The sequence below is a fragment of the Zhenhengia sp. genome (assembly GCF_046966505.1).
Lineage (GTDB): Bacteria > Bacillota > Clostridia > Lachnospirales > Cellulosilyticaceae > Zhenhengia > Zhenhengia yiwuensis.
Window position 1 is genome coordinate 82,779 of record NZ_JBKVCH010000013.1, and the last position, 25,359, is coordinate 108,137.

Annotated in this window: 25 protein-coding genes and 2 tRNA genes; 4 read left to right on the forward strand and 23 right to left on the reverse strand. The window is 34.1% G+C overall.

Translation table 11 applies throughout. The features are described 5' to 3' along the window. Positions 1–52: 52 nt before the first annotated feature. Positions 53–889 (forward strand): hypothetical protein, encoded by an 837-nt coding sequence (locus ACLTBU_RS13645; RefSeq protein ID WP_320650115.1) that lies wholly within the window; start codon positions 53–55, stop codon positions 887–889. 301 nt (positions 890–1,190) lie between these two features. Beyond that, a complete protein-coding gene (locus ACLTBU_RS13650; protein WP_412219448.1) occupies positions 1,191–1,904 on the forward strand; it encodes a hypothetical protein in 714 nt (237 codons plus the stop codon). Positions 1,905–1,948: 44 nt separating this feature from the next. Here ACLTBU_RS13650 and ACLTBU_RS13655 read toward each other — a convergent pair whose 3' ends face one another. The 3 genes from ACLTBU_RS13655 to ACLTBU_RS13665 all read right to left on the reverse strand — a co-directional run bounded on the left by ACLTBU_RS13655 (position 1,949) and on the right by ACLTBU_RS13665 (position 4,396). Further along, entirely contained in the window at positions 1,949–2,773 is an 825-nt protein-coding gene (locus tag ACLTBU_RS13655) for an undecaprenyl-diphosphate phosphatase (RefSeq protein WP_249333495.1), read from the reverse strand. 98 nt (positions 2,774–2,871) lie between these two features. After that, complete coding sequence (locus ACLTBU_RS13660) at positions 2,872–3,603, reverse strand: acyl-[acyl-carrier-protein] thioesterase (RefSeq protein ID WP_412219450.1); 732 nt, start codon at positions 3,601–3,603, stop codon at positions 2,872–2,874. A gap of 16 nt (positions 3,604–3,619) precedes the next feature. Further along, on the reverse strand, positions 3,620–4,396 hold the full coding sequence (locus tag ACLTBU_RS13665) for an SDR family NAD(P)-dependent oxidoreductase (RefSeq protein WP_177668447.1): 777 nt from the start codon (positions 4,394–4,396) through the stop codon (positions 3,620–3,622). Positions 4,397–4,833: 437 nt separating this feature from the next. On the opposite strand from ACLTBU_RS13665, the gene ACLTBU_RS13670 reads away from it, so the two are divergent. Together ACLTBU_RS13670 and ACLTBU_RS13675 are read left to right on the forward strand one after the other, a co-directional pair. Then, complete coding sequence (locus tag ACLTBU_RS13670; protein ID WP_412219452.1) at positions 4,834–5,622, forward strand: sulfite exporter TauE/SafE family protein; 789 nt, start codon at positions 4,834–4,836, stop codon at positions 5,620–5,622. Between the two features lie 51 nt (positions 5,623–5,673). Beyond that, complete coding sequence (locus ACLTBU_RS13675) at positions 5,674–6,297, forward strand: DUF1847 domain-containing protein (protein WP_177668451.1); 624 nt, start codon at positions 5,674–5,676, stop codon at positions 6,295–6,297. Positions 6,298–6,382: 85 nt separating this feature from the next. Here ACLTBU_RS13675 and queA read toward each other — a convergent pair whose 3' ends face one another. The 20 genes from queA to ACLTBU_RS13775 form a co-directional block, all read right to left on the reverse strand. Then, positions 6,383–7,408 carry a tRNA preQ1(34) S-adenosylmethionine ribosyltransferase-isomerase QueA gene (queA, locus tag ACLTBU_RS13680; RefSeq protein WP_177668452.1) on the reverse strand — a complete coding sequence of 342 codons (1,026 nt, stop codon included), beginning with the start codon at positions 7,406–7,408 and terminating at the stop codon, positions 6,383–6,385. A gap of 166 nt (positions 7,409–7,574) precedes the next feature. Further along, the gene (locus ACLTBU_RS13685; protein WP_412219455.1) at positions 7,575–9,221 is read right to left on the reverse strand and encodes a SpoIID/LytB domain-containing protein; all 1,647 of its coding nucleotides are present in this window, start codon (positions 9,219–9,221) and stop codon (positions 7,575–7,577) included. Positions 9,222–9,294: 73 nt separating this feature from the next. Beyond that, positions 9,295–10,284, reverse strand: a complete 990-nt coding sequence (locus tag ACLTBU_RS13690) for a hypothetical protein (protein ID WP_412219458.1) — start codon at positions 10,282–10,284, stop codon at positions 9,295–9,297. Between the two features lie 134 nt (positions 10,285–10,418). Continuing rightward, complete coding sequence (locus tag ACLTBU_RS13695) at positions 10,419–10,637, reverse strand: (2Fe-2S)-binding protein (protein ID WP_177668456.1); 219 nt, start codon at positions 10,635–10,637, stop codon at positions 10,419–10,421. A 176-nt stretch (positions 10,638–10,813) separates the two neighbouring features. Beyond that, on the reverse strand, positions 10,814–11,080 hold the full coding sequence (locus tag ACLTBU_RS13700) for an HPr family phosphocarrier protein (RefSeq protein WP_177668458.1): 267 nt from the start codon (positions 11,078–11,080) through the stop codon (positions 10,814–10,816). Next, entirely contained in the window at positions 11,073–12,038 is a 966-nt protein-coding gene (whiA, locus tag ACLTBU_RS13705) for a DNA-binding protein WhiA (RefSeq protein ID WP_177668460.1), read from the reverse strand. The genes ACLTBU_RS13700 and whiA overlap by 8 nt, the downstream gene beginning before the upstream one ends. A gap of 30 nt (positions 12,039–12,068) precedes the next feature. Then, positions 12,069–13,034 carry a gluconeogenesis factor YvcK family protein gene (locus ACLTBU_RS13710; protein ID WP_177668462.1) on the reverse strand — a complete coding sequence of 322 codons (966 nt, stop codon included), beginning with the start codon at positions 13,032–13,034 and terminating at the stop codon, positions 12,069–12,071. 1 nt (position 13,035) lies between these two features. After that, positions 13,036–13,908 (reverse strand): RNase adapter RapZ, encoded by an 873-nt coding sequence (gene rapZ, locus ACLTBU_RS13715; RefSeq protein ID WP_412219459.1) that lies wholly within the window; start codon positions 13,906–13,908, stop codon positions 13,036–13,038. A gap of 3 nt (positions 13,909–13,911) precedes the next feature. Beyond that, positions 13,912–14,826 (reverse strand): UDP-N-acetylmuramate dehydrogenase, encoded by a 915-nt coding sequence (murB, locus tag ACLTBU_RS13720; protein ID WP_177668466.1) that lies wholly within the window; start codon positions 14,824–14,826, stop codon positions 13,912–13,914. Positions 14,827–14,905: 79 nt separating this feature from the next. After that, positions 14,906–18,022 carry an SbcC/MukB-like Walker B domain-containing protein gene (locus ACLTBU_RS13725; RefSeq protein WP_412219461.1) on the reverse strand — a complete coding sequence of 1,039 codons (3,117 nt, stop codon included), beginning with the start codon at positions 18,020–18,022 and terminating at the stop codon, positions 14,906–14,908. Next, entirely contained in the window at positions 18,019–19,173 is a 1,155-nt protein-coding gene (locus ACLTBU_RS13730) for an exonuclease SbcCD subunit D (RefSeq protein WP_412219463.1), read from the reverse strand. Before ACLTBU_RS13730 ends, ACLTBU_RS13725 begins: the two co-directional genes overlap by 4 nt. A gap of 97 nt (positions 19,174–19,270) precedes the next feature. Then, positions 19,271–19,609: a DsrE family protein gene (locus tag ACLTBU_RS13735; RefSeq protein ID WP_177668471.1), complete on the reverse strand. Its 339-nt coding sequence runs from the start codon at positions 19,607–19,609 to the stop codon at positions 19,271–19,273. A 50-nt stretch (positions 19,610–19,659) separates the two neighbouring features. Continuing rightward, positions 19,660–20,028 carry a hypothetical protein gene (locus ACLTBU_RS13740; RefSeq protein WP_249333502.1) on the reverse strand — a complete coding sequence of 123 codons (369 nt, stop codon included), beginning with the start codon at positions 20,026–20,028 and terminating at the stop codon, positions 19,660–19,662. Positions 20,029–20,145: 117 nt separating this feature from the next. Beyond that, on the reverse strand, positions 20,146–21,204 hold the full coding sequence (locus ACLTBU_RS13745; protein ID WP_249333503.1) for an ABC transporter substrate-binding protein: 1,059 nt from the start codon (positions 21,202–21,204) through the stop codon (positions 20,146–20,148). A gap of 26 nt (positions 21,205–21,230) precedes the next feature. Continuing rightward, positions 21,231–22,022, reverse strand: coding sequence for an ABC transporter permease (locus ACLTBU_RS13750; RefSeq protein ID WP_249333508.1), 792 nt, complete (start codon positions 22,020–22,022; stop codon positions 21,231–21,233). Then, complete coding sequence (locus ACLTBU_RS13755; protein WP_249333504.1) at positions 22,022–22,834, reverse strand: ABC transporter permease; 813 nt, start codon at positions 22,832–22,834, stop codon at positions 22,022–22,024. Before ACLTBU_RS13755 ends, ACLTBU_RS13750 begins: the two co-directional genes overlap by 1 nt. 5 nt (positions 22,835–22,839) lie before the next feature. After that, on the reverse strand, positions 22,840–23,898 hold the full coding sequence (gene potA / locus ACLTBU_RS13760) for a spermidine/putrescine ABC transporter ATP-binding protein (RefSeq protein ID WP_249333505.1): 1,059 nt from the start codon (positions 23,896–23,898) through the stop codon (positions 22,840–22,842). Positions 23,899–23,912: 14 nt separating this feature from the next. Further along, on the reverse strand, positions 23,913–24,452 hold the full coding sequence (locus ACLTBU_RS13765) for a helix-turn-helix domain-containing protein (RefSeq protein WP_249333506.1): 540 nt from the start codon (positions 24,450–24,452) through the stop codon (positions 23,913–23,915). Positions 24,453–25,144: 692 nt separating this feature from the next. After that, positions 25,145–25,230, reverse strand: a tRNA-Leu gene (locus ACLTBU_RS13770). A gap of 4 nt (positions 25,231–25,234) precedes the next feature. Next, positions 25,235–25,305, reverse strand: a tRNA-Gly gene (locus ACLTBU_RS13775). Positions 25,306–25,359: the final 54 nt, after the last annotated feature.

Genomic DNA, 25,359 nt, shown 5'->3' on the forward strand with positions numbered 1-25,359 from the left:
TGTACAATAATCCTTTGCTATAATGTGGATAATGTAATAAGGAGGCTCCTTTATGAAAAAATTAAAACGATCATTTATAATAGTTGGCAGTATTTTAGGTATTGCTATACTTATTTATATCTTATTAGGCTTTCATGCAAGAAGTAATATGTTTTTTGTGCCTGAAGTAGCGTATGTAGACCTTATGCCTATTCTTAAACAAACGAGCTTCTCGGAAGAAGATTATAATACTTTGTATCATCAAACCGGCCTTGCTGCTCCTATGATTGATATACTAAAAAAAGAACCAGATTTTGAAGAGACTATTCTCCGCTTCCAAACCAAGTATCTTAACTCTCCTCGTATTGTCAAGACAGCCATGACTCCTGTAACTAATATCGATGTTGTCCAAGATGAAACAGGCAAACAAGTTGCAGCCTTTGAACTAGCACCTTATGATAACGGCTATATCTTCCTCACTAAATCTACTTATACTTATAACTGGCGCCACGGCCATGCTGGTATCGTTATTGACAAAGTACGTGGTAAAGTGCTGGAATCCTTAGAACCATTTACCGTAAGCATGGAACAAAATGCTTCTAAGTGGACTTTATATCCAACTTTTAAGATGATGCGTCTTAAAGATACTGACCAAGATCAATTAGATGAAATTGCACGCTATGCTGCTGAAAATATGCAAGGTATTCCTTATAATATTTTAGCTATGAAAAATAATAAGCCTGTTCCATCTAGCACACATTGTTCACATATTGTATGGCATACCTTCAATCAGTTTGGTATTGACCTTGATAGTTCTGGTGGTATTTTTGTTTCCCCTGGAGATATAGGACGTAGCCCATATCTTGAAACTTTACAAATTTACGGCTTTAATCCAGATAAGGATTGGTAATATGAAAAAGAAAATTTTTATTTTTTTTCTGGTTTTGGCTGGAGTTATCCTCAACCTTTTTTCTTTTAAGGATGACTTATACACAGAATTAATCGTAAATACACATAATAATGTGGATTTTACTGATATTTATATTATTTACTCAAATATTAACTACAGTAAAATTAAGAGCTATACCTTGACTTCCTCAAAGCCAAAAGTTTCTAATAAAACCTTTGTACCCTATAGCAAAGGCTTTATACCTAATGCTGCTTATAGGCAGTATAAAAAGGCTTTTCTCCAAAACAATGAGGACTTCTCCATGATGTTCCAAGACTATTATGAGTCAGGAGACTTTGTGTATTTTGCCTTTCCTGGTGACTTAAGCTCATTTCGTGTATTAAACCGTACAACGGATGAAATTAAACAGCTGATTATAGATGAGTCTACCCACCTCAGTCCTATGTACGTGTCTCATATGCAGCAAGTAGGTGACCAACTTATTATTCTTGCTGGTCAGGCCCATGCTTATAATGCACTTATTTATACTGTGGATTTACCTACACTAAAAGTGACAAGTTCTAAACAATTAGGAACTCACCCCTCTGCTTTAGGTGGCACCCATTTTACACTTACATCAGATGGCATAGCTCTTTTTATAGCTGGAGACAAACTTCAAGTTTATAATCCTTTTACTGATGTAGAGTCTTTTATTCCTCTACCTTTTACAACAACAGGAGTCATAAGTCAAGCACATACTACTTTAGTATATGGTGAGCAAGATGGCGTATTATATACGAGTGTATTAGATGAATCTTTTAATCTCTCACCTATGCATACCACTCGTTTCCCCTCCTCTTCTTGTAAGTTGATTGACCTAAGTATTAAAGGGGATACACTTTTTATTGCTACTGTAGATCCTTTAGGCCTACGCTTTAGAAATTATATTTCTGGCTATAACTTATCAACTGGTCAGCTTACCTACTGCTTAGGCATTGAAGATGCTTCTCCTTTAATACTTATGGCAATAGAATAGCATTTCTAATGCATCAAAAAAGGCCGCTATGCGGCCCTTTTTTATTATCTCATTAAGAAATAAGCAAGTACAATAATACCTAATACAATACGATAGTATCCGAAAGCTTTAAAGTCATGTTTCTTAATATAACCCATTAAGAATTTAATAGCTAAAACAGAAACAATAAAGGCTACAAACATCCCTACAAGTAGAATGGTTAATTCACTTGCTGTAAATGCTAAACCAAATTTTAATAGTTTTAATAAACTTGCTCCAACCATTACAGGTATAGCTAAGAAGAATGTAAATTCAGCTGCTACAAAACGTGATGTACCAATTAAAATGGCTCCAATAATGGTTGCACCTGAACGTGATGTACCTGGAATTAAGGCAAGTACTTGGAATAAACCAATCATCAAGGCTGTTTTATAAGTTAAGGCTTCAAGTGTCTCAACTTTAGGTACTCTATTCTTATTACGATTTTCGACAATAATGAAGAGTATTCCATAAATAATAAGCATTAAAGCAACTGTTTGATAATTGTAGAAAATAGCATTTAACATATCATCAAATAATAAACCAATCACTGCTGCTGGAAGTGCTGCTACAATTACTTTAAACCATAAATCAAAAATATCCTTTTTAATTTCTAGTTTCTTATCTTTCAAAGAAAATGGGAAAAGCTTATTCCAGAACAGAACAACTACTGCCATAATGGCACCAAGCTGAACTACTACAAAAAACATTTCTTTAAAAGCATCAGATGTATTTAACTGAATAAATTCATCTGCTAAAATCATATGACCTGTACTACTAATTGGAAGCCACTCTGTAATCCCCTCAATAATTCCAAGAATAATGGCTTTTAAAATTTCTATAAATTCCATTTTGTTTTCCTTCCTTACTTCAATCTCTGTTTTATTAAAATAAAACACATACAAGTAGTATAATATATAAGTTGCTTTATGAAAATATTATCTTATGTCTATTTAAATACAATCTTACTTGTCCAATAAGTAATGGCACCATCAGGACTTACTCCTTGTATAATGGTATTACCTTCTTCATCTAGACCCCTTACTACTTTTGCAATGTCCCCTTCTACAAGAGATGTTGTGTAGTTAGTCTGGATACTTTCAATAATCTTTTCATCATACTCACTGCAATCTAACATATCTGTTGCCCATCTTACATAATGTGCATTGTTCATATGTCTATTAATATCAATTTCGCCGCTACGTACTTTTCTTGTATCCTCTTTTATTACTTCTACAGGCGCTTTCAATTTAGGAAGTGATTCACCTTTATAAAGCCAATTTAAAAGACTTGCAACCTCTGGCATATTCTTCACTCTTAATGGTCTATGTGTTTTAAAATCCATTAAGATATAATAGCCTATAATATAGCCAATCTGTCTATCTTCTGTATCAAAAATATCAAAGCGTCTCACTGCAAAAGGCCCTTCAAGTCCTACTGGATAAGTTTCAAGACGAATATAGTCTTGCCATTTTGGATAAGTATCTAAATGCATCTTTGCTCTTGATACAATCCAGTAAGCTTTCTGGTCTTCATCTGTTGTAAAATCTATCCCAAGTGATAAAGCATGTTCTCCACTTACTTCCTGCATGAAATCTACCAGAGCATTCATGCGCAGGTTATAGTTAAAATCCGTATCTCTAAAATTAATTTTAAAGTTCTTACTGTATTTAGTTATCATCTAGCTCCCTCCTCTTTTATTTCTTTTGCGTACTACGTACAAGCTTTGTAGTAATGCTAAGTGGTAAAATAGACATAGCTAAGCATGCCAGCTTATTCGTCCAGCCAGGTATAATAACTGCCTTATGCTTTTTCATCCCTTTATAAGCGACTTTTGCCACAGCTTCTGGTGTCATAGCTGTAAATTTAGCTAGACCAGACTTTTGCATATGAGCCTTCTCTATAAAGGCTGTCTTAGTCGGTCCAGGGCATAAGGTACTTATATAAATTCCTTCAGCTTTCCACTCATCTCTAAGAGCCATAGATAAAGATAATACATAAGCCTTTGATGCATAATAGACTGCCATATAAGGACCTGGTGCAAAGGCAGCCGTTGAAGCTACCTGAAGTACACAGGCTTCTGCTTTCAAATAAGGCTTAATCCGTTTAATCAAATATGTAAAGCCTTTTATGTTCGTATCAATCACACTTAAATCATACTCTGCTTCTACATGACTAAAGAGCCCATATACCCCTATTCCTGCATTGTTTATAAATACATCTATTTTTAAGGCTTGTCCATCTAAAGCCTCTACTAAACACTCTATTTCACCTATCTGCGTTAAATCTACACTAAAAACATGTATTTTTTTATTATACGCCTGTATAAGTATATTTTGCAATTCTACAAGTTTATTTTTATTACGTGCTACCAAGATTAAATGGTAACCCTCCTCGGCTAATAAATAGGTCATTGCCTTACCAATTCCACTTGTTGCACCTGTAATAAGTGCATATTTTTCTTGTTGATTCATCACGTTCTCCCTACTTTATTAGGTGAAATGATTTCATGCCACCCATTCTTTAATCTTGAACTTCTAGCTCAAACATTTTATTTTCAGCCACCCTCTGCTTTCTTATAGCTTTATAGTACGCCTTCATATCTATGTATAACGTGTCGAACTAATTGATGCAAGCCCTTATAACTTCTTTCTCTCTTTTCTTATAGGCTTAATATCGGGTCCAATACCTCTCCACCCTCATGCTCCACTAACAAAAATCGCAGGATTGAGAAGCTTTTTATGATGGCTACACTTAAAGAAGAGGATGTTAGCTCTAAACACTAAGGGTATAACATTTTTTATCTTTTTCAAAAAATATCATAGGCTATTTTTTAAAAAATTTGACATAATCAATAATACATAATAATATATTTTTAGACAATATATTAATAATGTGAGGTAGTATAATTATGTATGTCATTTATTTTCTCATTTGTTTAGGGGCATCTATACTAGGTGCTATCAGTGGTATCGGTGGTGGTGTTATTATCAAACCTGTACTAGATTCTCTAGGAACACTTAATGTTTCAACCATTAGTTTTCTATCAGGATGTACAGTTCTTTCAATGACAACCATGACACTTTACCGTAACAGGCATTCTGAAGTAAAAATTGATAAAAAGAAAGGAACAATACTAGCTATTGGTGCTGCTATCGGTGGATTACTTGGTAAACAAATCTTTGATATAGTTAAAACACTTAGTGGAAATCCGGAAATGGCTGGTGCTGTACAATCTTTCTTATTAGCTATCATTACTTTTGGAATTTTAATCTTTACACTTAAAAAAGCTAAAATTCGTCCACTTCAAGTAGAAGGTATGGTAATGCCTCTTATAATCGGATTTAGTTTAGGTACTATTTCTTCTTTCTTAGGTATAGGTGGCGGGCCAATTAACCTTGCTGTACTTTACCTATTTTTTGCAATGGATAGTAAAACTGCTGCACTTAACTCAATTTACATCATCTTCTTCTCACAAGCAGCAAGTATTCTTCAAACACTCTTTAAAGGTGCTGTACCTGAATTTGAATGGTCTGTATTCTTTATGATGATTGCAGGTGGTATTATTGGTGGAACAGTAGGCCCTGTTATTTCTAAAAAACTTTCTCTCAAAGGTGTAGATAAAATTTATCTTGCTATGGTTGTAGGTATCATTTTAATTAGTATTTACAATGGCATAAACTATTTAGGAATTATTTAATTTAAAAATTGTTTAATTTAAACTTTATTTCATTATAGAAAGGGATACACTATGAGTATTTGCGCAAAATGTCCTTCAAGAGGATGCTTAGAAAAAAATGAAGAAAAAATGCCAAAAAAATTATGTCCTAGTAGAAATATTGAACTTCAAACTAAGGCTAAAGAATTACATACTGGCGATAATTTAACAATCGCTCTTCAATCTGCTTTAGTAGAGTCTGAAGGAAATACAAACTGGACTAGAGTAGAAGAAACAATTCAATTTGCTAAAAAATGTGGTTTTAAACGTATTGGTCTTGCTTTTTGTACAGGTTTACATGAGGAAGCTAAAACCTTTGTTAAAATTTTAGAACACCATGGTTTAGAAGTTGTATCTGTTGTATGTAAAAATGGAGCCATTCTTAAAGGCTTCTTAGGGATTGACCAACCTGAGAAAGAAACTTATGTAAAAAATGATATTATGTGTAATCCAATTGGACAAGCTCTTTTATTAAACGAAGCTAAGACAGATTTAAATATTTTATTTGGTCTTTGTGTTGGTCACGATACACTCTTTATTAAACACTCAGAAGCACCTATTACTGTATTTGCAGTTAAAGATAGAGTTCTTTGCCATAATCCTCTCGGAGCTATCTACCAAGCAGATGGCTACTATAAGAAAAAACTCTTTAAATAAAAAGTCAAATATACTTATTAAATGAAAAAGTAGTGACTAGACATTCTATAAAGTGTCTTCAATCACTACTTTTTTATTGCTTTTATTATTTGATGAACATAGCATCCCCAAAGCTGAAGAAACGATATCTTTCTTTAACAGCTTCATTATATGCATGTAATACATTTTCCTTACCTGCTAAGGCACTTACTAACATAATTAAAGTAGATTCTGGAAGGTGGAAGTTTGTAAAAAGTCTGTCTACGCATTTAAATGTATAGCCTGGATAAATGAAGATATTGGTCCATCCACTGCCTGCTGTTACAAAACCGTTTTCATCTGCATTAGATTCAAGTGTTCTTGTACTTGTTGTTCCTACAGAAATAACTTTACCTCCATTTGCTTTTACCTCATTAATGATTTTAGCGTTCTCTTCATCAATCATATAGAATTCTGAATGCATTTCATGTTCTAATACATTCTCTACTTTTACAGGTCTAAAAGTACCAAGTCCTACATGAAGTGTCACATAGGCAATATGAATACCTTTTGCTTTAATCTCTTCTAAAAGCTCTTTTGTAAAGTGAAGTCCCGCTGTAGGCGCTGCTGCGCTTCCCTCATGTTTAGAATAAACTGTCTGATAGCGCTCTCTATCTTCTAACTTCTCATGGATATAAGGTGGAAGTGGCATTTCACCTAATTGATCAAGTACTTCTTCAAAAATACCTTCATATTCAAAAGTTACAATACGCTTACCATCTTCTATGATTTCTTTAATAGTTGCTGTAAGAATCCCTTCACCAAATACAATACGATCACCAATACGTGCTTTTTTCCCTGGTTTTACAAGGACTTCCCAATCTTTTTCACTCTTTCTTGTGAGAAGTAGGAACTCTACCTTCCCACCTGAGCCTTCTCTTGCACCAAAAAGCCTTGCAGGAATAACACGTGTATCATTAAGCACCAGGCAATCTCCTGGATTTAAATAATGAATCATGTCATAGAAATGTTTATGTTCAATTGCGCCTGTTTCACGATCAAGTACCATTAATTTCGAAGCAGTACGGTTCTTAAGAGGTACCTGCGCAATCAGTTCTTCAGGTAAATCAAAGTAAAAGTCTGATGTATTCATAATATCTCCAATCTATCTCAGCCCATTTAGGTTATTCGAATTTCTACCTATAATACTAAAGTTTATGCCTAAATTCGTCAAGTCATATAAAAGATACAGATATTTAATAAAAAGAGTAGCAGATTAAAACGTATAATGCGTTTAAATCTGCTACTCTTTATTTATTTTATTCTATGATAACGCCATCATAGTAATACATAATAATATCTTCATAATCAAAGCCGGCTTCTGCCATGCCTTTTGCACCATACTGTGACATACCTACACCATGACCATACCCCATTCCATATAAGGTAATATCACCATATACAGTCGTAGCATCTTCTGATGTTATGGCATCCTCTTTAAAATCTAAATCTCTATCCGTATTATCTGCTGCATCACCTATACCAAGTTCTATGCTACTTGTTACACTATCTTGATCCTGTATGTATACTTCTCCTTCTACTTTAGAAAAAGTAGCGTCACTTTCAATCCATAGCCCTTCTAAGTCTAATGTAACCGCCCCATCCGAAGTTAAGATATTCACCTTATTAGAACTTTCTGGCTGAGATGGTTTTTGGATAACAGGTGGCGTAACTTGGTTCCCCTCGTCATAAGGTGTAAACTTATACATACGACTTTTAAGTGAACCCTCATTACTTCCACTAAAGAAAGTTCTTGTAGCTTCATTCTTTACAGTATATTCACCATTTGTTCCTAGTATAGTTAAAGCTTTTACTCTACCACTTGTTGTATAGCCTTCTATTCTAACTCCTTTTACTGTACCTATATTTTGTCCTTGATTAGCTACGCATTTTTCAAGTTCTTTTGTTGTAATTGTACGTGTCCAAGGTACATGATTTGCTGCTGATTCATATGGGTCTGGCTTAGCTTTTAAATAAGGTACTGCATTTCCCCACACATACTGAGAGTCTGCTGTATAACCACCACTACTTGCACTATAAACAGTCTCTGCAACTTTTCCATTATAAGTGGCTATTTCACCACTTGTAGCGTCTACTGCTGCATTTGACCTTGAATCTTCTGCAGTAATCCCTCTATATACCTGGCTAGTTGTTGTATCTACTAAGTTATAACCTCTTGATAAAAATCTATTGTATTGGAATGTAGCCATAGACCTAGCTGCAACAGCCTGAGCCTTTAAGGCCTCTCCATGCCAAGAAGCAGACATCTCACAAGGTACAACTCCATATAAATAATCTTCCATATCTACCTGATTAACTGCTGTAAGACCTTTATACTGTCCTTTTACCACTTCTATTACACCTCTATAGATACGGCTATTCCCTACTCCTGTTGCAGGAAAATCATAGGTATTATAACTTCCTCTAAAACCTAATGGACTATTATTATTCTCACTAATTAAAAGAATTTCACCATAAGAATCTGCAATCTGAATGCGATTATTATTCGTATGTACTTTTGTTTGTGCCTCAAAGTCATCTGTTGTATAAATTTTATACTCACCTGGTTCTACATATGCTACAACTGCTTCACTGTCATAAGCATCTAATACAGCATAGGCTTCCTCTAAGTCACTATAAACTTCATCATAACTATAGTATGTCTGATTTGCTAAAGTAACATTTATTTCTTCGCTCTCTAGATAACCTTCCTGAATCCATCTCTCCTCATCAAAATAACCCACAGCAAGTGGGCTTTCACTTTTAATCTGTATGGTATAAGCATCCTTATATACTGACTCAAGTCCAATTCTAATGGAATCTGGAGATTTAGCATATATGACTGTTGGTAAAACAAGCACCCCTATACCCACTATGCCCTTTATACAATGTAGTTTATTGCTCAAGATGTTCCTCCTTCTTGTACACTTATATCTTTTTATACTTTTCTACATTATATAATGGATAGCTACCAAAAATCTACAATTTATAATAATCTACGCAAGTTTTAAAATCTGTTAACCAAAGTTTAATATTTTTGTCATCAAAGGTAGTATGATACATCTCTACTAAATAATCTTGAAGCTCCTGTTCACTAATAGTCTCTCTCTGCTCAGGGATACATTGTTGTCTAAAGTAAAGTTTAGCATACTGTGTTGGCTTTTCTGGATTTGTATAAAGTACCACGGCCTTATAATTCTCATAGAACTGCCTCCACATTATATGATCTGGACTATCCCAATAACGTCTCCAGCTGTCCATACATTCCTTCCACTTTTCTTGGTCCAACGTCACATAATATCCCGGAAAATACTTATAAAGGACTTCTAAATAATTCTTCTGCTCTAAATAAGTACGCTGTATCCAACATGCAACAGGAAAAATATGCAGGGGTGTCTGCCTTTCATACATAAATAAACTTTTAATATAAGGGTTCTTAGCCAGTACATGAGGTACTTCTATTCCATGCCATATCGGTATATCCATAATCACATCAAACTTTATATGATTACGCTTTCCCAATTTATAAAGGACTTCATCTAATGCTTTATAGGTCAGTTTAGAAGGACGTTCCTCTGTGAAATCCCAAAAAAGCCCCGTTTCATTGCTCTCTCCTATGAGTACTAATGTTATGACTTCTGCCCTCATCCTTTTAATCCCTATTTGCACACATTCTTCAAGAGCCTCCTTATGTGCACTACTTTCCATCCTGAGCTCCTGCCGTTCTACTTTTTCCGCTCCATCATAAAAATACTCATATAATCCCCCTTTTTTGACTTGGCCGAGCTGTTCTTTTAAGGGAGTGAAGCGCTTATACAATGCTAAGCAACTATTTTCTAGGATGTAGCCTCTTGCAAAAATCTTCACTTCTTCAGATTCAACCTGTAAAAGTCTACTTACTTCTGCTTCAATTACAGCTGCTAATTCACAATTTCCACTGCCATAAACTAATAAATTGCATGCTGCCATAACTCCTACTCCTATTCCTATCATTTCTATTAGTATATGTACGAGCTTTCTAAAATAAAACAAAAAAGTGGCTAATGCCATATTCCTTTCTTAAGCGAACGCCTAATTTCCTATATAATAAAAAACAGAGTGGATTAATTCCACTCCGTTCCATAACCTTCAATAATCTCTTGGATTTTAGCATTACATCTAAATCCTTTACAACCACCTAATGTAGCACCTGTATCAGCCGCAATGTCTTCTACTGTTTTTTTCCCATTACGTACACTTGCTTTAATGGCTGCTTTTGTAATGCCACGGCAAATACATACTTTTTCTAATTTATCTTTTATTTCTTGATTTAACTGTTCCATATTAAGCCTCCATTATACTATATAGAATTCATTAAGATACCCATCTATCATCGATTAAAACACTATCTATTTATTTTAGGATAATTATTATCAACTAATATTATAATAAGTCTTCTGTTATTTGTCTACCACCCAAATAAAAAAGTGTAGATTTTCATCTACACTGTTCCTATTCATTATTCAGCTGTTTCTTCTGTAGTTAAGAATTCTTTCAGAGCAGCTACTGCTTCTTTCTCATCTTCTCCATCTACAACAAGTTCAATTTCTGCCCCTTTAATTGTTCCAAGAGACATCATTCCCATAATACTTTTTGCATTAACATTTTTTTCATCTACTACCACTGCAATATGACTTTCAAACTTACTTGCAATTTGTACAAATAATGCTGCTGGTCTTGCTTCTAAGCCGTTTTTAAGACCTACACATACTCTTTCTTTAATCATTTTTACTTAATCCTCCTCTTTGTTCCCTTATTTGACATGCGATTTCACTTAATTTCTTGAGTCTATGGTTAACCCCTGATTTCCCTACTGGAGGAACCATGAGCTCCCCTAACTCTTTAAGTGTTGCACTGGAATACTCTAGTCTATATCTAGCAATTTGCTCAAGGTTTTCTGGAAGTGCTGCTAAGCCAATAGTATCTCTTAGATATTCAATATCTTGAACTTGTCTAACTGCAGCTGAAACAGTTTTCTTAAGGTTAGCTGTCTCACAGTTTACAAGCCTATTAACATTATTGCGTACTTCTTTTACAATTCTTATGTTCTCCAATTGCATAAGTGCAATATGGGCCCCAATAACATTGAGCAAATCTACAATTTGTGAACCTTCCTTTAAGTATACCACATAACTTCCTTTTCGCGTTACTATTTTTGCATCCATTTCTAAATTTTTCATCGTATTTTGTAAATACTCTGCATTCTCATAATAAATCGTTACAAATTCAAAATGGTAACCTTTTTCAGGGTCGCTGACTGAACCTCCCCCTAAAAAAGAGCCTCTTAAATATGCTCGTTTACAACAAATACTTTGTACCATTGTGTAATCCATATGATTACGTAAAATAGGTACATTATGCTCATACTTTAATAGTGTTGTTGCTAATAAAATTTTCTTTGCATCTTCTGGATTATTTATTTTAAGAAGATATGTTTTCCTATTTTTATTCTTATGAGCTATTAATAGGACTTCTGTATTAATATTAAAAGCTTTTTTTATCATTGTAAAGTATTTTCTAGCAATGGCTTCATTTTCTATTTGAATCTGAATACTAAATTTTCCTTTTTCACATTCTATTTTACCTGCAATGAGTAAGAAGCCTCCAATTTCTGCAATCATACAGTGCCTTGCATCACCCGTAAGTTCTGTAAGTTCCTTACGCACCTCTGAAGAAAAAGACATTTTGCCACCTCTTTAGATACTCTTTATTATTTAAATATCTTTAAAAATATATTCAGCTAATTTATTTGGATTATGTCTAATAAACTGCTTTTCATGGTTCACCTGTACAAGAGGTGCTTCAATACGCTTAAGTGTCTGCCAAATAGGATGGGCATCATTTAGCATGAGCATGTGAGCCCCATCTTCTATATATTTTTTAAGATATTCTTCTGGTACATCTTCATTATTTACAATTACTTTATCTAGCGTGTTTTTGCCAATAAATTTTTCAAGTTCCTCTATATGATCTTCTATAGTAAAGCCTGTTGTTTCACCTGGCTGACTCATCATATTTGCAATATAAACTTTCTCAGCCTTAGACTTTCTAGTAGCTTCTGATACTTCTTTAATAAGTAGATTTGGAATAATGCTTGTGTATAAACTTCCTGGCCCTAATAAAATTATATCTGCATCTTCAATTGCTTCTATAACTTCTTCTGCCGGCTTTGGATTATCTGGCTCTAATCTAATATCTTCAATCATAATATGATTAGCTTTACTATAATCTACAATCTGGGTCTCACCTTTTACACATATACCATTTTCAAATGTAGCATAAAGTTGTACATCTTCAAGGGTTACAGGCAATACCTTCCCTGTTATAGCAAGAACATTGCTTGTTACCTGTACCGCCTTTTCAAAATTCCCACTTACATCTGCAAGTGCTGCTAAAAGGAGATTTCCAAAGTTCTGTCCCTTTAAAGAGCCTTCTTTAAATCTATACTGCAACAATTGTTTCATAACCGGTTCTGTATTGGCTAATGCTACAATACAGTTTCTAATATCTCCTGGAGGAATAATATTCATCTCTTCTCTTAATATGCCAGATCCCCCACCATTATCAGACACTGTTACAATAGCTGTAATATTAGGTGTATATTTTTTAATACCTCTAAGCATAGTTGAAAGGCCTGTGCCGCCACCAATTGCTACGACCTTTAAGGAACTTGTATTCATGTTATTTACCTCTCTTACTATCTTTATCTATATCTCTATACTGAATTGTTACTGCATTACCACATTTTTTTAGATAATTATAGAGGGCATTACCAATAACGACCGAACGGTGTTTCCCTCCTGTGCAACCAATCCCTATAACGAGTTGATTTTTGCCTTCTTTAGTATAGTGAGGAATAAGGAAGTCTATCATGTCTTTAAGTTTTTCTGTAAATTGACGTGTTACTTCAAAACTCATAACATAGTCTTCCACTTTCTTATTATTTCCTGTAAGTGGTCTAAGTTCTGATATATAGTATGGATTTGGTGCAAAACGTACATCAAAGACTAAATCTGCATCTATAGGTACACCATACTTAAATCCAAATACAAGGATAGTAATCATGAGATTTTGAAAATCTGCTTTCTGAGTGAAAATATTATAAATCACATCTTTTACATCTTTCGGTAAAAGATGTGTACTATCAATAATATAATCTGCTTTATTCTTAACTTCTGTCAAGATAAGGCGCTCTTTTTCTATTCCTTCCTGAATACGCTCATTACGTGCAAGAGGATGAAGCCTTCTTGTTTCTTTATAGCGTTTAATGAGCACCTCATCTAAACAGTCAAAAAAGATAATTTTGTATTCATATCCTGCTACTTTTAATGCATCTAAACTTGTAAATAAGTCATCAAATAAGATGCCACCTCTTATGTCTATCCCTAATACTACCTTATCATAATGTTGTCTTTTGTCTACGATAAGACTTGCAAAGTTTGGAATAAGTGTTGGTGGTAAATTATCTACACAATAATATCCCATGTCTTCTAAACAGTTAATTGCTGTACTCTTACCTGCTCCAGACATACCCGTAACAATAATAAATTCCATCCTTTATCTTTCTCCTATCATTTTAACCTCTGGCTCTATTTGTACATCAAACTTACTTTTTACTTCTTCTTGAATATAGTGAATAAGATCTAATATATCTTGGCAAGTTGCATGATCTTTATTAATAACAAAACCACAGTGTTTTTCTGAAACTTGTGCGCCACCTAACTGATAGCCACGTAGTCCTGCATCCATAATAAGTTTTCCTGCAAAGTGTCCTACTGGGCGTTTAAAAGTACTTCCTGCACTTGGATACTCTAAAGGCTGTTTATCACGTCTTCTTTGCATAAGGTCCTTCATCTTAGCTGAAATGGCTTCTTTATCACTACCCTCAAGACACATTGTAGCCTTAATAACTGTATAACCTAGTCTGCTTATAATACTCTTACGATATTCAAGTTCTAGTTCTTCTACTGATAAGGTTCTAACCTGCCCCTTATCATCGATTACTGTAGCAGATTCTAAAACTTGTTTCATCTCTCCATCATAAGCTCCTGCATTCATTGTTACTGCCCCACCAAGGGTCCCTGGAATACCATGTGCAAACTCAAGACCTGTTAATCCATGCTCTAAAGCTGTATTTGCAATTTTTGAAAGTAATGCACCTGCATAGGCTGTAATGCAATTCCCTTCTACTGTAATATCTGACATTTGCCTATAAACTTCAATAATGACACCTCTAAAACCTTTATCTGTAACAAGTAAGTTACTTCCATTCCCAATAACATAATAAGGTACATTTTGACTTTTACATACCTCTATAGCATACACAAGCTCTTCTTCCGACCTAGGAATTACATAAAGATCAGCTGGTCCGCCAACTTTAAAAGTTGTATGCTTATTCATCATTTCATCTTCTATAATATACTCACGATTGATTTTTTTCTCTAGTAAATGAATAATATTAGTTCTATTCATTAATTCCACTCCTTGATTTTACCTCTAGTCGGTTATTATTTATAATATACCTTATTTTATAGGGTAATGATAGTATTTTTTATAACTTGAACTGCGCTGAGCTACCTTTACTAGTTCTTGTAATTTCAAGGCGTGCTGGAATTTGTTCCCTAAGTTCTTTTACGTGTGAAATAATCCCTACTAACCTACCTGTGTCTTGTAAACTGAGTAAAGTTTTAATAGCAAGTTCTAGAGATTGCTCATCTAGTGTTCCAAATCCCTCATCAATAAACATAGTATCTAAGCTAGATGCTCCCGCCAGCCTTGAGATAACATCTGCAAGACCTAGTGCAAGTGCAAGTGCTGCCATAAAGCTTTCTCCCCCAGATAGAGTACTGACAGGTCTAGTCTGACCTACATAATGGTCAATAACAGCAATATCTAAACCAGACTGAGCATTTTTACGCTTCATGTCACCTGTACGATATAGCTCATATCTTGAAGTTGTCATAGGACGTAGCTTCTGATTAGCACTTTCTAATACTTCATCAAAGATACTACTTTGAATATAGCGCTCAAAAGATAAACCTTTACTATTTTTCCCTTTTGCCATTTGTGCCATGGTTCCTATAATGTGCTGCTTCTTAGCAACTGCTTTACTTTCCTCATAAAGAGCTTCTATACCTTGCTCAACTTCTTCATAAAGCATAATATGACGCTCTAAATCTGCTCCTTCAAGTTGCAATTTCTCTTTTTCTTTATCAAGTACTTCAAAATGCTCCTTAGCTTCTATAAGCATTTCAATACGAAAATCAGCTACCTTTATTTCTAGTACTTTCTTGTTCTCTTCTAAAATAGCTTTTTGAGTATAATATGCCTTAATCTTCTCTTGTAGCGATTCTAATTCATTAACTTTTAATTTAAGTACCTCATAAGTTTGTAAATCTTCAATTTGTCCTTCATTTAAAGCCTTATTAAAACTGTCTTCAGCTTTTATCACCTTTGCCTTTAAATCACTTAAGACTTTTTCCTTTTCTTCAAGCATACCAATGATTTTAGAAAGCTGTACTTTAACCTTCTCTAATTCATCTTGAAGACGCTGCATACGCGCCTCAAAGGCTTTTCGCTCCTCCTCTAAAGCCTTCATTTGCGCAAGAAGCTGATCTCGAGTTGCCATACCTTCTGGCAACTCACTCCTAATTGCTTCTACTCTACTCTTATGCAGTTCAAGCTGAGTTTGACACGTATAAATGGCTTCTTTTATTTTCTCAAGTGTATTCATTTCAAGTGTCACTTTACTTCTATCTTGTTCAATCATCCCAGTAAGCTTTTCAATTTCTTGAAGTTTTCTTTCATTAGCTCCTAATCTTTCTTCTACTTGCCCTTTATAAGTCGATGTAATCTCTTCTGCTGACTGATTTATTTTCTCTACATAACTATTTATTCTTTTATCTAGATGTGTAATATCTTCATTTAAGCTCTTTCCACGTATGAGAATGCTATTTTGCTCTTCTTCTTTTTTGCTGATTTCTGCAATGTAAGTACTTCTCTTAGTCTCTAACTTTTTCATAATCTCTGGATTTACAAGTGTCTGGCCTGACTTTGCCTTATGTGGATGCTCTGTACTGCCACATACAGGACATGGCTTACCTTCTTCGAGATGTTCTGCCATAATACTTGCTTGTCCATTCATCCATGCTAGTGTAACTTCATCATACTGTACTTTTAACTGCATCTCTTCTTTTTTAAGCTTTTCTAGGTTTTGTGCAATAACTTTATATTGATTACGTAAGGTTATAAGCTCTGCTGATTTTCGCGCTTTTTCACCTTGGCATTCTAATATATATTCTATAGCTTGAAGGGTAACCTTTCCTTCCTGAATGCTTTTTGCTAAAGTGTCTTTATCTTTCAGCTTTATTTCTGCTTCATTGATACGTATTTCATAAGCTTTTATAATCTTTTCTATACGTTCCTTCTCTATTTCTAGCTTCTGCTTATCCTGTTCATATTTTTGCTGAGCACTCATAAGTTCCCCTAGACTATCTATCTTAGGTAAATAACTTTCTAATGCAAGATATCTACCTTTGTCCGCTTCTATTTTAGCGGCTTCTTCTTTACTATCTTCCTGTATTTTTAATAGCTGACTAAGGCTCCCTTCCTCTTTTTCCTTTTCTCTATGCAAGAGTGTAATAGCCTGTATATTTTGCTTTTCTTCTTCCTGTGCCTTATGCCACTGCTCTTCTACAACTAAAATAGGTTGAAGCTTTTGTAAGCTTTTAACTTCTTGTTCAAGCTGTCTATAGCTTGTCTCTTCTAAAACAAATCTGTTTAATTTTTCTTTTACCTCTTGAAGTTGCATGTAAGCTGAATGTTTTTCATTTTGCTGTATTAAAACATTTTGTGCTTTCTCTAGCTCTGTCTTAAGTTCTATTGTTCTAGCTTTATTAGCTTCTTCATAGATTCTATATTCTTTAATAAGGTCGTGTAAAATTTCACTTACCTCTGGTGTATTATTAAGTAGTTTAGTTTGTAAGTAACTGATAAGCCTTTCATCCTTTTCTTCCTTTAATCTACTTAACAGCATCTCATAAGCCATGTTTTTTTCTTTCATGGCTTCAGTAAGTGCATTATTTTTTTCTTCTAGCTGCTTTTCTACACTTTGGTAAATGCCTGTCTCGAAAATATCTTGTAAAATTTTTTGTCGTTCTTTACTATCAGCAGTCAGTAGCTCTCTAAACTTGTTTTGTGCAATCATAATCACCTGTCTAAACTGATCTACATTAAAGACAAGCAATTCTTCTATCTTTCTATCTACTTCTTGAAGTCTTGCCGCTACAAGCTTAAACTCGTCCTCTTCTAGCTTATATAAAAGTGCTTTACCTTCTTCTACAGTAAACCCTTCACCCCTTTTTTTAGGGCGCTCAAATTTAGGGGTACGAATAACCTTATATTCATCCCCTTTTAAGTAGAAAGTCAAGGTAACTTCTGCTGGCTCATCTGTGGTTGCAAACTTACTTCGCATACTTTCTGCTGTACGCTCACCACCATTAGTCTGCCCATAAAGTGCATAACAAATGGCATCTAATATGGTTGTCTTACCTGAACCCGTTGGTCCATGTATAAGAAACATATTAATATCTTCTAATAAAGTAAAATCAATGACCTGGCTCCCACCGTAAGGCCCGAATGCACGCATGGTTAATACTTTAGGCCTCATTTTCTTTCCTCCTCAATCTGCTTAATAACCTCTCCCATATAAGCAGTTTCTTCTTCATCAAAAGTAGTCTCTCCTACATAATCCATGAAATCTATAAAAAGTTCCGAAAGAGACTTCTTCTTTCTTGCCTCAAACTCACTCTGTTTACTTTCTCTGCCTTTAGAAGTCGTTTTATTCATTACAAATTCAGCACCTAGTGTATAAGGATAAATTTGTTTCAAAAGGCCTACTACATCTTCCGTTCCTTTACTTTCTATCTTAGCATACACGTAGTCCTGTCTCTCTTCTTCTCCCAGCTGTGCACCTGCTTTTACAATAGCCTCAATAGGTCCTTGTACAATTTTCAGGTCACGTTTTGGTTTAAGGGATACTTCTTCTAATGTAGTAAGTTTCCCATCTACAATCTCTAGTTTCACAAAACACTTTGGCTGGTTTGCTTCAGATATAGAGTATTTTAAAAGTGAACCACTGTATCTAATATGCTCACTCCCTATAGCTTGTGGCTTATGTAAATGCCCTAGTGCAGTATAAGTAAAAGGCTTAAAACAATCTGCTCCTACCATTTCAGCGGTTCCAACAGCACATAATCTACGCTCAGAATCAGATAAGTCTCCTCCTGCTACAAAAGCATGTACCACTAATAAAGTGGCCCTATCATTTTTTTCTTTTTCTATTTGCCTTGTTAAATAACGCATGGCATCATCATGGCGTTTAATGGTTTCATCTCCTGCTATTTCACGTACATAGGCTGGCTCCATATAAGGAATGAGGTAGACATCTATAGTCTCACTTCCTTCAATAGTTACCTGTTGGTAGCCCTTTTCGCATTCTCCTACTATATAGAGATGCTTACTTGCAAAAAGCTCACTTCCAAAGTGAATACGCGTATTACTATCATGATTTCCAGCAATAATAACTGTAGGTATCTCTAGTCTACCGATGACCTGGCTAATAAAGTGATTAAAAAGAGCTACAGCCTCCTCATTAGGAAGTGATTTATCATATACATCTCCTGCTATAATAAGAAGTTCTATCTTCTCTTGTATCATATATTCTATAAGCTGATCTAAAATATATGCTTGATCTTCAATTAAACTATATCCATGTAATGTACGTCCTAAATGCCAATCTGAAGTATGTAAGATTTTCATTATTTCCACCTCTTTCATTCTCATTTTTGTCCAGTTTTCTTTTATCTATACAAATGAAAAGCAGTAAACCTATATTTAGGTTACTGCCTATAGTCTCTCATAGTGTAATAACAGTCTCTGCATCCAATAGAATATCTGTAATTTCACTCATATTTGTAATTCGACCTGCTAGTAAAGCTTTTTGATTACATACTTTATAAACACAGGTTCCACATGCTAATAGCTCTACACCCTGCTCTTCTAATGCCACTAATACCTCTAAATAACGTGAGCCTTGTACAAGAAGTTTTACTCCAGAGTTATAAAAAATAATAGCATCTGGCTTTTTAAGACTAGCCAGCACTTTTCTTAGGAAAACAGCAAGTAGCGTCTGACCTACTCCCTCATCTCCTTTTCCTAGTGCTTCGCTATTTACGATAATAACCTTCGCATACATATAGACTTCCTCCTATACGCTACTCTATCTATATAGTATGCAAAAAGTTACTATTTGTTCTTTTTAGCTTTTTTTACAAAGTAAATAATTTCAAGTACACCTGCTGCAATTGTTGCTGCTAAAAATACTAAGTTAGTCACAAAGCCTGCAATTGCAATTCCTTTACTACGTTTGTTACGCATACCTGTTGCACCAAGTACTGTGCCTACAATTGTAATTGGAAGACCTATAAGAGGAATAATCCATGCAACTGAGCTAATAATACCTAGAATGAAAGAGGTCCATGCATTCGGATTTGGACGTTGTACTGGTACAATATTAGGCACCATTTCTACACAACTATCTGTATCATTTTCACCTGCTACATACTCTTTAGTATAGAATTCTATTTCTTCATTTTTTGCATGCTTTTTTTTCATTTCTTACTTCCTCCTTTTATTAAGAACTACTTTTTACTTTATTATATAGGAATATTATAAATTTTAAAAGAGCAAAAGAACCTATCTAGATTATAGCCTAAATAGGTTCTTTTATTCTTATTGAGATGCGCTTGATTTCGCTTCCATCCAAATACTACTATATAATTTAATAACATCTGATGGGTCTGTAAACATTTCCATTTTATCTGTCTCTTCTTCTGATGGATAAGCAACTTCACTATTTCTTATCTCTTCTGGAAGAAGTGCACGTGCCTCACTGATTGGTGTTGAGTAACCAATATATTCTGCATTTTTTGCTGCAATGTCAGGACGGCATAAGAAATCAATATATTTATAAGCATTTTCTAAGTTTTCTGCACCTTTTGGTACTACAATTGCATCTACAAAGAAATTAGTTCCTTCTTTTGGAAGTGCAAAAGCTAAGTCTGGATTTTCTTCTGTCATAACCATAGCATCTCCTGCCCATGCCATCATAAGGGCAGCTTCACCGCTAATCATCTTACCTTTACCTTCATCCCCAACATAGCTTAGTACAAGTGGTGCTTGTTTAATAAGTTCTTGTTTTGCTTCTTCAAGTTCTTTAGGATCTCTTGTATTCATAGAATAGCCTAACTTTTTAAGAGCTGCCATAATACCTTCACGTTCACTATCATATACAAAGATTTTACCTGCATATCTTTCATCCCAAAGAGCATTCCAACTATCTACTGGTTCTTCTACCATTGTTGTATTATAGATAATTCCTACCGTTCCCCACATATATGGTATAGAATACTGGTTATTTGGGTCGTATGGAAGGTTTTTAAAACGCTCATCTATTTTAGGATAATTCGTAAGCTTTGTCACATCAATAGGCTCTAACATATCATTATTGATCATTTTTTCTATCATATAATCTGAAGGTATTGCAATATCATAACTTACATTACCTGGCTCAAGTTTTTGGAACATCTCTTCATTTGTCCCAAATTCAGAATAAATAACACGAATACCTGTTTCTTCTTCAAATATTTTATTGACTTCTGGATCAATATAATCTCCCCAGTTAAATACTTTAACTACTGGCTTATCATCATTATTACCGCATCCTGTTAAAGTAATTGCCATAGTTCCTGCTAAAGCCATTCCTAAAAATAGCCTTGATAATTTTCTCATTTTATTTGATCATCCTTCCCTTTGGTTTATAAACTCTTATTAGACTTATTTATTTTTTTTTGTTTTTTACTTGCCATTATATTAGTTGTAATCAGAATAATAATGATAGTCCCAAACATAATAGTTGAAATAGCATTAATCGTCGGAGCTACCCCTTTACGTGTCATAGAGAATACCTTTATTGACAAAGTATCTACTCCCGGACCTGTATTAAAGAAACTAATGATAAAATCATCAATAGACAATGTAAAAGCTATAAATAGCCCTGCAAGTACACCTGGTAAAATTTCAGGTAAAATAACTTTTCTAAATGCATAACTTGGTTTAGCTCCTAAATCTAAAGCTGCTTCATATATGTTATAGTTAAGCTGTTTAAGTTTAGGCATAATAGATAGAATCACATAAGGTATACTAAATGTAATATGTGACAAAATGAGAGTTGAAATACCTGGTGTCATCCCAAGCGCCCCAAAAAGTAACATTAATGATACCCCTGTTACAATCTCTGAACTTAATAATGGAATATAAGTAACGTTCATTACAAGACTTTTTTTCCAGCCTGTCATACGTTCAATCCCAATAGCTGCAAAAGTTCCAATTATGGTCGCTATAATCGAAGATACTACTGCAACTAATATAGTATTTGAAAAAGCTTGCTGAATACTATAATCTTTAAATATTTCTTCATACCATCTAAGGGTAAACCCCTTCCAAATTGGTAGTTTAGAATCGTTAAAGGAGTACACCATTAAAATGGCTACAGGCGCATACATAATAAGCAAAATAAATGCTACATATGACTTTTTTATAAATTTCATCAAAATAGGCCGCCTCCTTTATCAAATGAATCTTTCTTAGACATAAAGACAAGCGTAATCAATATAATAATCATTAAAATAACAGATAAGGCTGAACCAAATGCCCAATCGCCTGTCTTGTTAAATTGTTGCTCAATAAGGTCACCTAAAAGCGTTGTTTTACCACCACCTAATAATCTAGATACTAAGAATGTTGTAAGTGCTGGCATAAATACCATTACAATACCTGTTATAACACCAGGCATACTTAATGGTAAAATAATACGCTTAAAGGTTGTAAATTTATCTGCTCCTAAATCATAGGAAGCTTCAATAACATTTTTATCAATTTTACAAAGTACATTATAAATTGGTAACACCATAAATGGGAAGAAATTATACACATTCCCAAATACAATAGCACTTTTTTTATATAAAAATTGCATTGTTGGCAGTCCCATACTACTTAATAGGCTATTTACTACACCTGTATCCTGTAATAAATATCCCCATGCATAAGTACGAAGTAAAGAATTCATCCACATTGGCAAAATAACAAGAAGTAAAATAATCCCTTTTGCTGACATTTCTTTACTACTTAAAATCATTGCTAATGGATAAGCTAATACAAGACAAATTACTGTACTAATAAAAGCAATGCCTATAGAATCCATAATATTTCCTAAATATCTTGGATTAAGCACTTGCTTATATCCTTGTAAAGTGAAAATACCTTTATCAAAAAAACTATAATATACAATGATAAGTACAGGTACGACAACGAAAATACTCGCCCATATTACATAGGGTAGTGCTAATCTTTTTTTATCCAATTTTCTTACCCCCTCTTCATGATATGAATATCTTCTGGTGTCAATACCATTCCTACTTTTGCTCCTACTGGTGCCATAGCTGTAGAATGTACAGCCCATGTGTAATTATTACTCTTAACCATCATCTCATAATGTACCCCCTTAAAAGTAACAGATTCTACTGTACCCTTCAGCATACCTTCTTCTTCTTTTACAATACGAATATCTTCTGGTCTAATTACAACATCTACTGCTACATTTTCTCCGAATCCTGTATCGACACATACAAAATCTACACCATGGAAAGATACAAGATAATCTTTAATCATTGTAGCTTGAAGGATATTACTTTCCCCAATGAAATCTGCAACAAATGCATTTTTAGGTTCATTATAAATATCTACTGGTGTACCAATTTGTTGTACACGTCCTTCATTCATAACAGCAATTGTATCAGACATAGTAAGTGCTTCTTCTTGATCATGTGTTACATAAATAAATGTAATCCCAAGTTTTTGCTGAATCTTTTTAAGTTCCATTTGCATACCTTTACGAAGCTTTAAATCAAGTGCTCCAAGTGGCTCATCTAGTAAAAGTACTTCTGGCTCATTAACAACTGCCCTTGCAATAGCGATACGTTGTTGCTGACCACCGCTTAAAGATTCTATACGTCTATCTTGAAATCCTTTAAGATTAACAAGTTCAAGCATCTGTGCTACTTTCTCATCAATTGTTTTTTGGTCTACTTTTTTGATTTGAAGTCCAAAAGCAATATTTTCTCCAACTGTCATATGAGGGAATAAAGCATACTTTTGGAATACTGTATTGATACGTCTTTTATACGGTGGTAACTTTGCAATGTTACTGCCCTCAAATAATACTTCGCCACTACTGGCTTCTTCAAATCCACCAATAATTCTAAGTAAAGTTGTTTTACCACATCCACTAGGGCCTAGTAATGTAAGAAACTCATTGCGTCTAATATACATATTAATATCTTTTAAAATTTGAGCGCCATCATCAAAGGTCTTAGATATATTTACAAGATTTATAATAGGTTCTGTCTGTTGTTTGGTTTCTTTCATTAATCCCATCTCCTTTAAAAACTTGGTGGTGTGGCAACCCAAAGTACAGTAGCTTTAGTCTTGCCTGCATTCTCTAAATAATGATCTCCTGTTGGTCTAAAGTAAAAGCTATCACCTTTTTTAGCTTTAAACTTTTTATTACCCAGGTGTATATAGATAGTTCCCGATAGCACATAGCCAAATTCTTCACCTTCATGAGGCGCTTGTTCCATTGCCTTGCAACCTGGATCAATATTAATTAAAATAGGCTCCATGTCATTTTTTTGAGCATTTGGAATAAGCCATGTAATCATATTTCCGAGTTCTTTATCTTCTTTTTCAAAAACATCTTGCTTCGTAAATACAATCTTCTCTTGACTTGTTTCATTGAAAAAGTCCTTAAGATTAGTACCTAAACACTCCAATATATCTATTAAAGTAGCAATAGAAGGTGATGTTAACCCTCTTTCTACCTGAGAAATAAACCCTTTTGATAGTTCACATCGGTCAGCCAGTTCTTCTTGAGTCAAGCCATTCTTCTTCCTAAGCTGATTGATCTTGCTCCCAATATCCATTGTTCTGCCTCCCTCTTGATTGTTTCTATGTATCTAATAATAAACTTTTTGTTTACACAAATTAAACTTCACCATACGAATTATACTTACTTTTTTAGCAATCGTCAATCATTTTTAGTAAAAAATTTATTTTTATGAAACCATAAGTTTAGTATATATGTGTCTATTTTTTTATTTTTTTATAATACCAATCCCTTGTAATTGTTGATTTTATTATTTTTTATTAAATATAAAGTATACCTAGAGTCTCTTTAATAATTGTATTTCTCATAGATTGCTAATATTAATAAAAAAGTTTAGTAAAAAGTGACTGAAAAATATGCTTATCTTTTTATCCTTTACTTTTGCAAACACATTTATTCCTAAACCATCTAATAGTTGTAAATATCCCTTCATATTAGAAGTTTGTAACATAACTACAATCTCAGTGAAACACTCTTTCGAAGCTTCCATAAGATTTATATCTCTATTACAATACAATTTATAATGCTCTCTATTTTAGTTTAAATAATTGTTCTGTAGCCTTTGTTAACCTGCCTTTTGGAATATATGAATCTAATAACTCATTTTGTTAATTAGTCAAAAGTCTATTCTAAAATATTTTTTTCTATATAACCATTTTTATATGAGTATTGCTAAAAATAAAAAAAGAGAGTAACTATAAGTTATTATAGTTACTCTCTTTTTTGTTATGCCGGAGACCGGAATCGAACCGGTACGGGAGGTAAGTCCCGCAGGATTTTAAGTCCTGTGCGTCTGCCAGTTCCGCCACTCCGGCATGAAGCGGGTGATGGGAATCGAACCCACGTGGCCAGCTTGGAAGGCTGGTGTTCTACCATTGAACTACACCCGCATAAATTTGGCAACCACCTACTCTCCCAGGCCGTCTCCAGCCAAGTACCATCGG

What these genes read in the sequence shown, in the direction of transcription:
- ACLTBU_RS13645 (WP_320650115.1), top strand. Translation starts at nt 53, where the DNA reads ATGAAAAAATTAAAACGATCATTTATAATAGTTGGCAGTATTTTAGGT.
- ACLTBU_RS13650 (WP_412219448.1), top strand. Translation starts at nt 1,191, where the DNA reads ATGATGTTCCAAGACTATTATGAGTCAGGAGACTTTGTGTATTTTGCC.
- ACLTBU_RS13655 (WP_249333495.1), bottom strand. Translation starts at nt 2,773, where the DNA reads ATGGAATTTATAGAAATTTTAAAAGCCATTATTCTTGGAATTATTGAG.
- ACLTBU_RS13660 (WP_412219450.1), bottom strand. Translation starts at nt 3,603, where the DNA reads ATGATAACTAAATACAGTAAGAACTTTAAAATTAATTTTAGAGATACG.
- ACLTBU_RS13665 (WP_177668447.1), bottom strand. Translation starts at nt 4,396, where the DNA reads ATGAATCAACAAGAAAAATATGCACTTATTACAGGTGCAACAAGTGGA.
- ACLTBU_RS13670 (WP_412219452.1), top strand. Translation starts at nt 4,834, where the DNA reads ATGTATGTCATTTATTTTCTCATTTGTTTAGGGGCATCTATACTAGGT.
- ACLTBU_RS13675 (WP_177668451.1), top strand. Translation starts at nt 5,674, where the DNA reads ATGAGTATTTGCGCAAAATGTCCTTCAAGAGGATGCTTAGAAAAAAAT.
- queA (WP_177668452.1), bottom strand. Translation starts at nt 7,408, where the DNA reads ATGAATACATCAGACTTTTACTTTGATTTACCTGAAGAACTGATTGCG.
- ACLTBU_RS13690 (WP_412219458.1), bottom strand. Translation starts at nt 10,284, where the DNA reads ATGGCAGCATGCAATTTATTAGTTTATGGCAGTGGAAATTGTGAATTA.
- ACLTBU_RS13695 (WP_177668456.1), bottom strand. Translation starts at nt 10,637, where the DNA reads ATGGAACAGTTAAATCAAGAAATAAAAGATAAATTAGAAAAAGTATGT.
- ACLTBU_RS13700 (WP_177668458.1), bottom strand. Translation starts at nt 11,080, where the DNA reads ATGATTAAAGAAAGAGTATGTGTAGGTCTTAAAAACGGCTTAGAAGCA.
- whiA (WP_177668460.1), bottom strand. Translation starts at nt 12,038, where the DNA reads ATGTCTTTTTCTTCAGAGGTGCGTAAGGAACTTACAGAACTTACGGGT.
- ACLTBU_RS13710 (WP_177668462.1), bottom strand. Translation starts at nt 13,034, where the DNA reads ATGAATACAAGTTCCTTAAAGGTCGTAGCAATTGGTGGCGGCACAGGC.
- rapZ (WP_412219459.1), bottom strand. Translation starts at nt 13,908, where the DNA reads ATGGAATTTATTATTGTTACGGGTATGTCTGGAGCAGGTAAGAGTACA.
- murB (WP_177668466.1), bottom strand. Translation starts at nt 14,826, where the DNA reads ATGAATAGAACTAATATTATTCATTTACTAGAGAAAAAAATCAATCGT.
- ACLTBU_RS13725 (WP_412219461.1), bottom strand. Translation starts at nt 18,022, where the DNA reads ATGAGGCCTAAAGTATTAACCATGCGTGCATTCGGGCCTTACGGTGGG.
- ACLTBU_RS13730 (WP_412219463.1), bottom strand. Translation starts at nt 19,173, where the DNA reads ATGAAAATCTTACATACTTCAGATTGGCATTTAGGACGTACATTACAT.
- ACLTBU_RS13735 (WP_177668471.1), bottom strand. Translation starts at nt 19,609, where the DNA reads ATGTATGCGAAGGTTATTATCGTAAATAGCGAAGCACTAGGAAAAGGA.
- ACLTBU_RS13740 (WP_249333502.1), bottom strand. Translation starts at nt 20,028, where the DNA reads ATGAAAAAAAAGCATGCAAAAAATGAAGAAATAGAATTCTATACTAAA.
- ACLTBU_RS13745 (WP_249333503.1), bottom strand. Translation starts at nt 21,204, where the DNA reads ATGAGAAAATTATCAAGGCTATTTTTAGGAATGGCTTTAGCAGGAACT.
- ACLTBU_RS13750 (WP_249333508.1), bottom strand. Translation starts at nt 22,022, where the DNA reads ATGAAATTTATAAAAAAGTCATATGTAGCATTTATTTTGCTTATTATG.
- potA (WP_249333505.1), bottom strand. Translation starts at nt 23,898, where the DNA reads ATGAAAGAAACCAAACAACAGACAGAACCTATTATAAATCTTGTAAAT.
- ACLTBU_RS13765 (WP_249333506.1), bottom strand. Translation starts at nt 24,452, where the DNA reads ATGGATATTGGGAGCAAGATCAATCAGCTTAGGAAGAAGAATGGCTTG.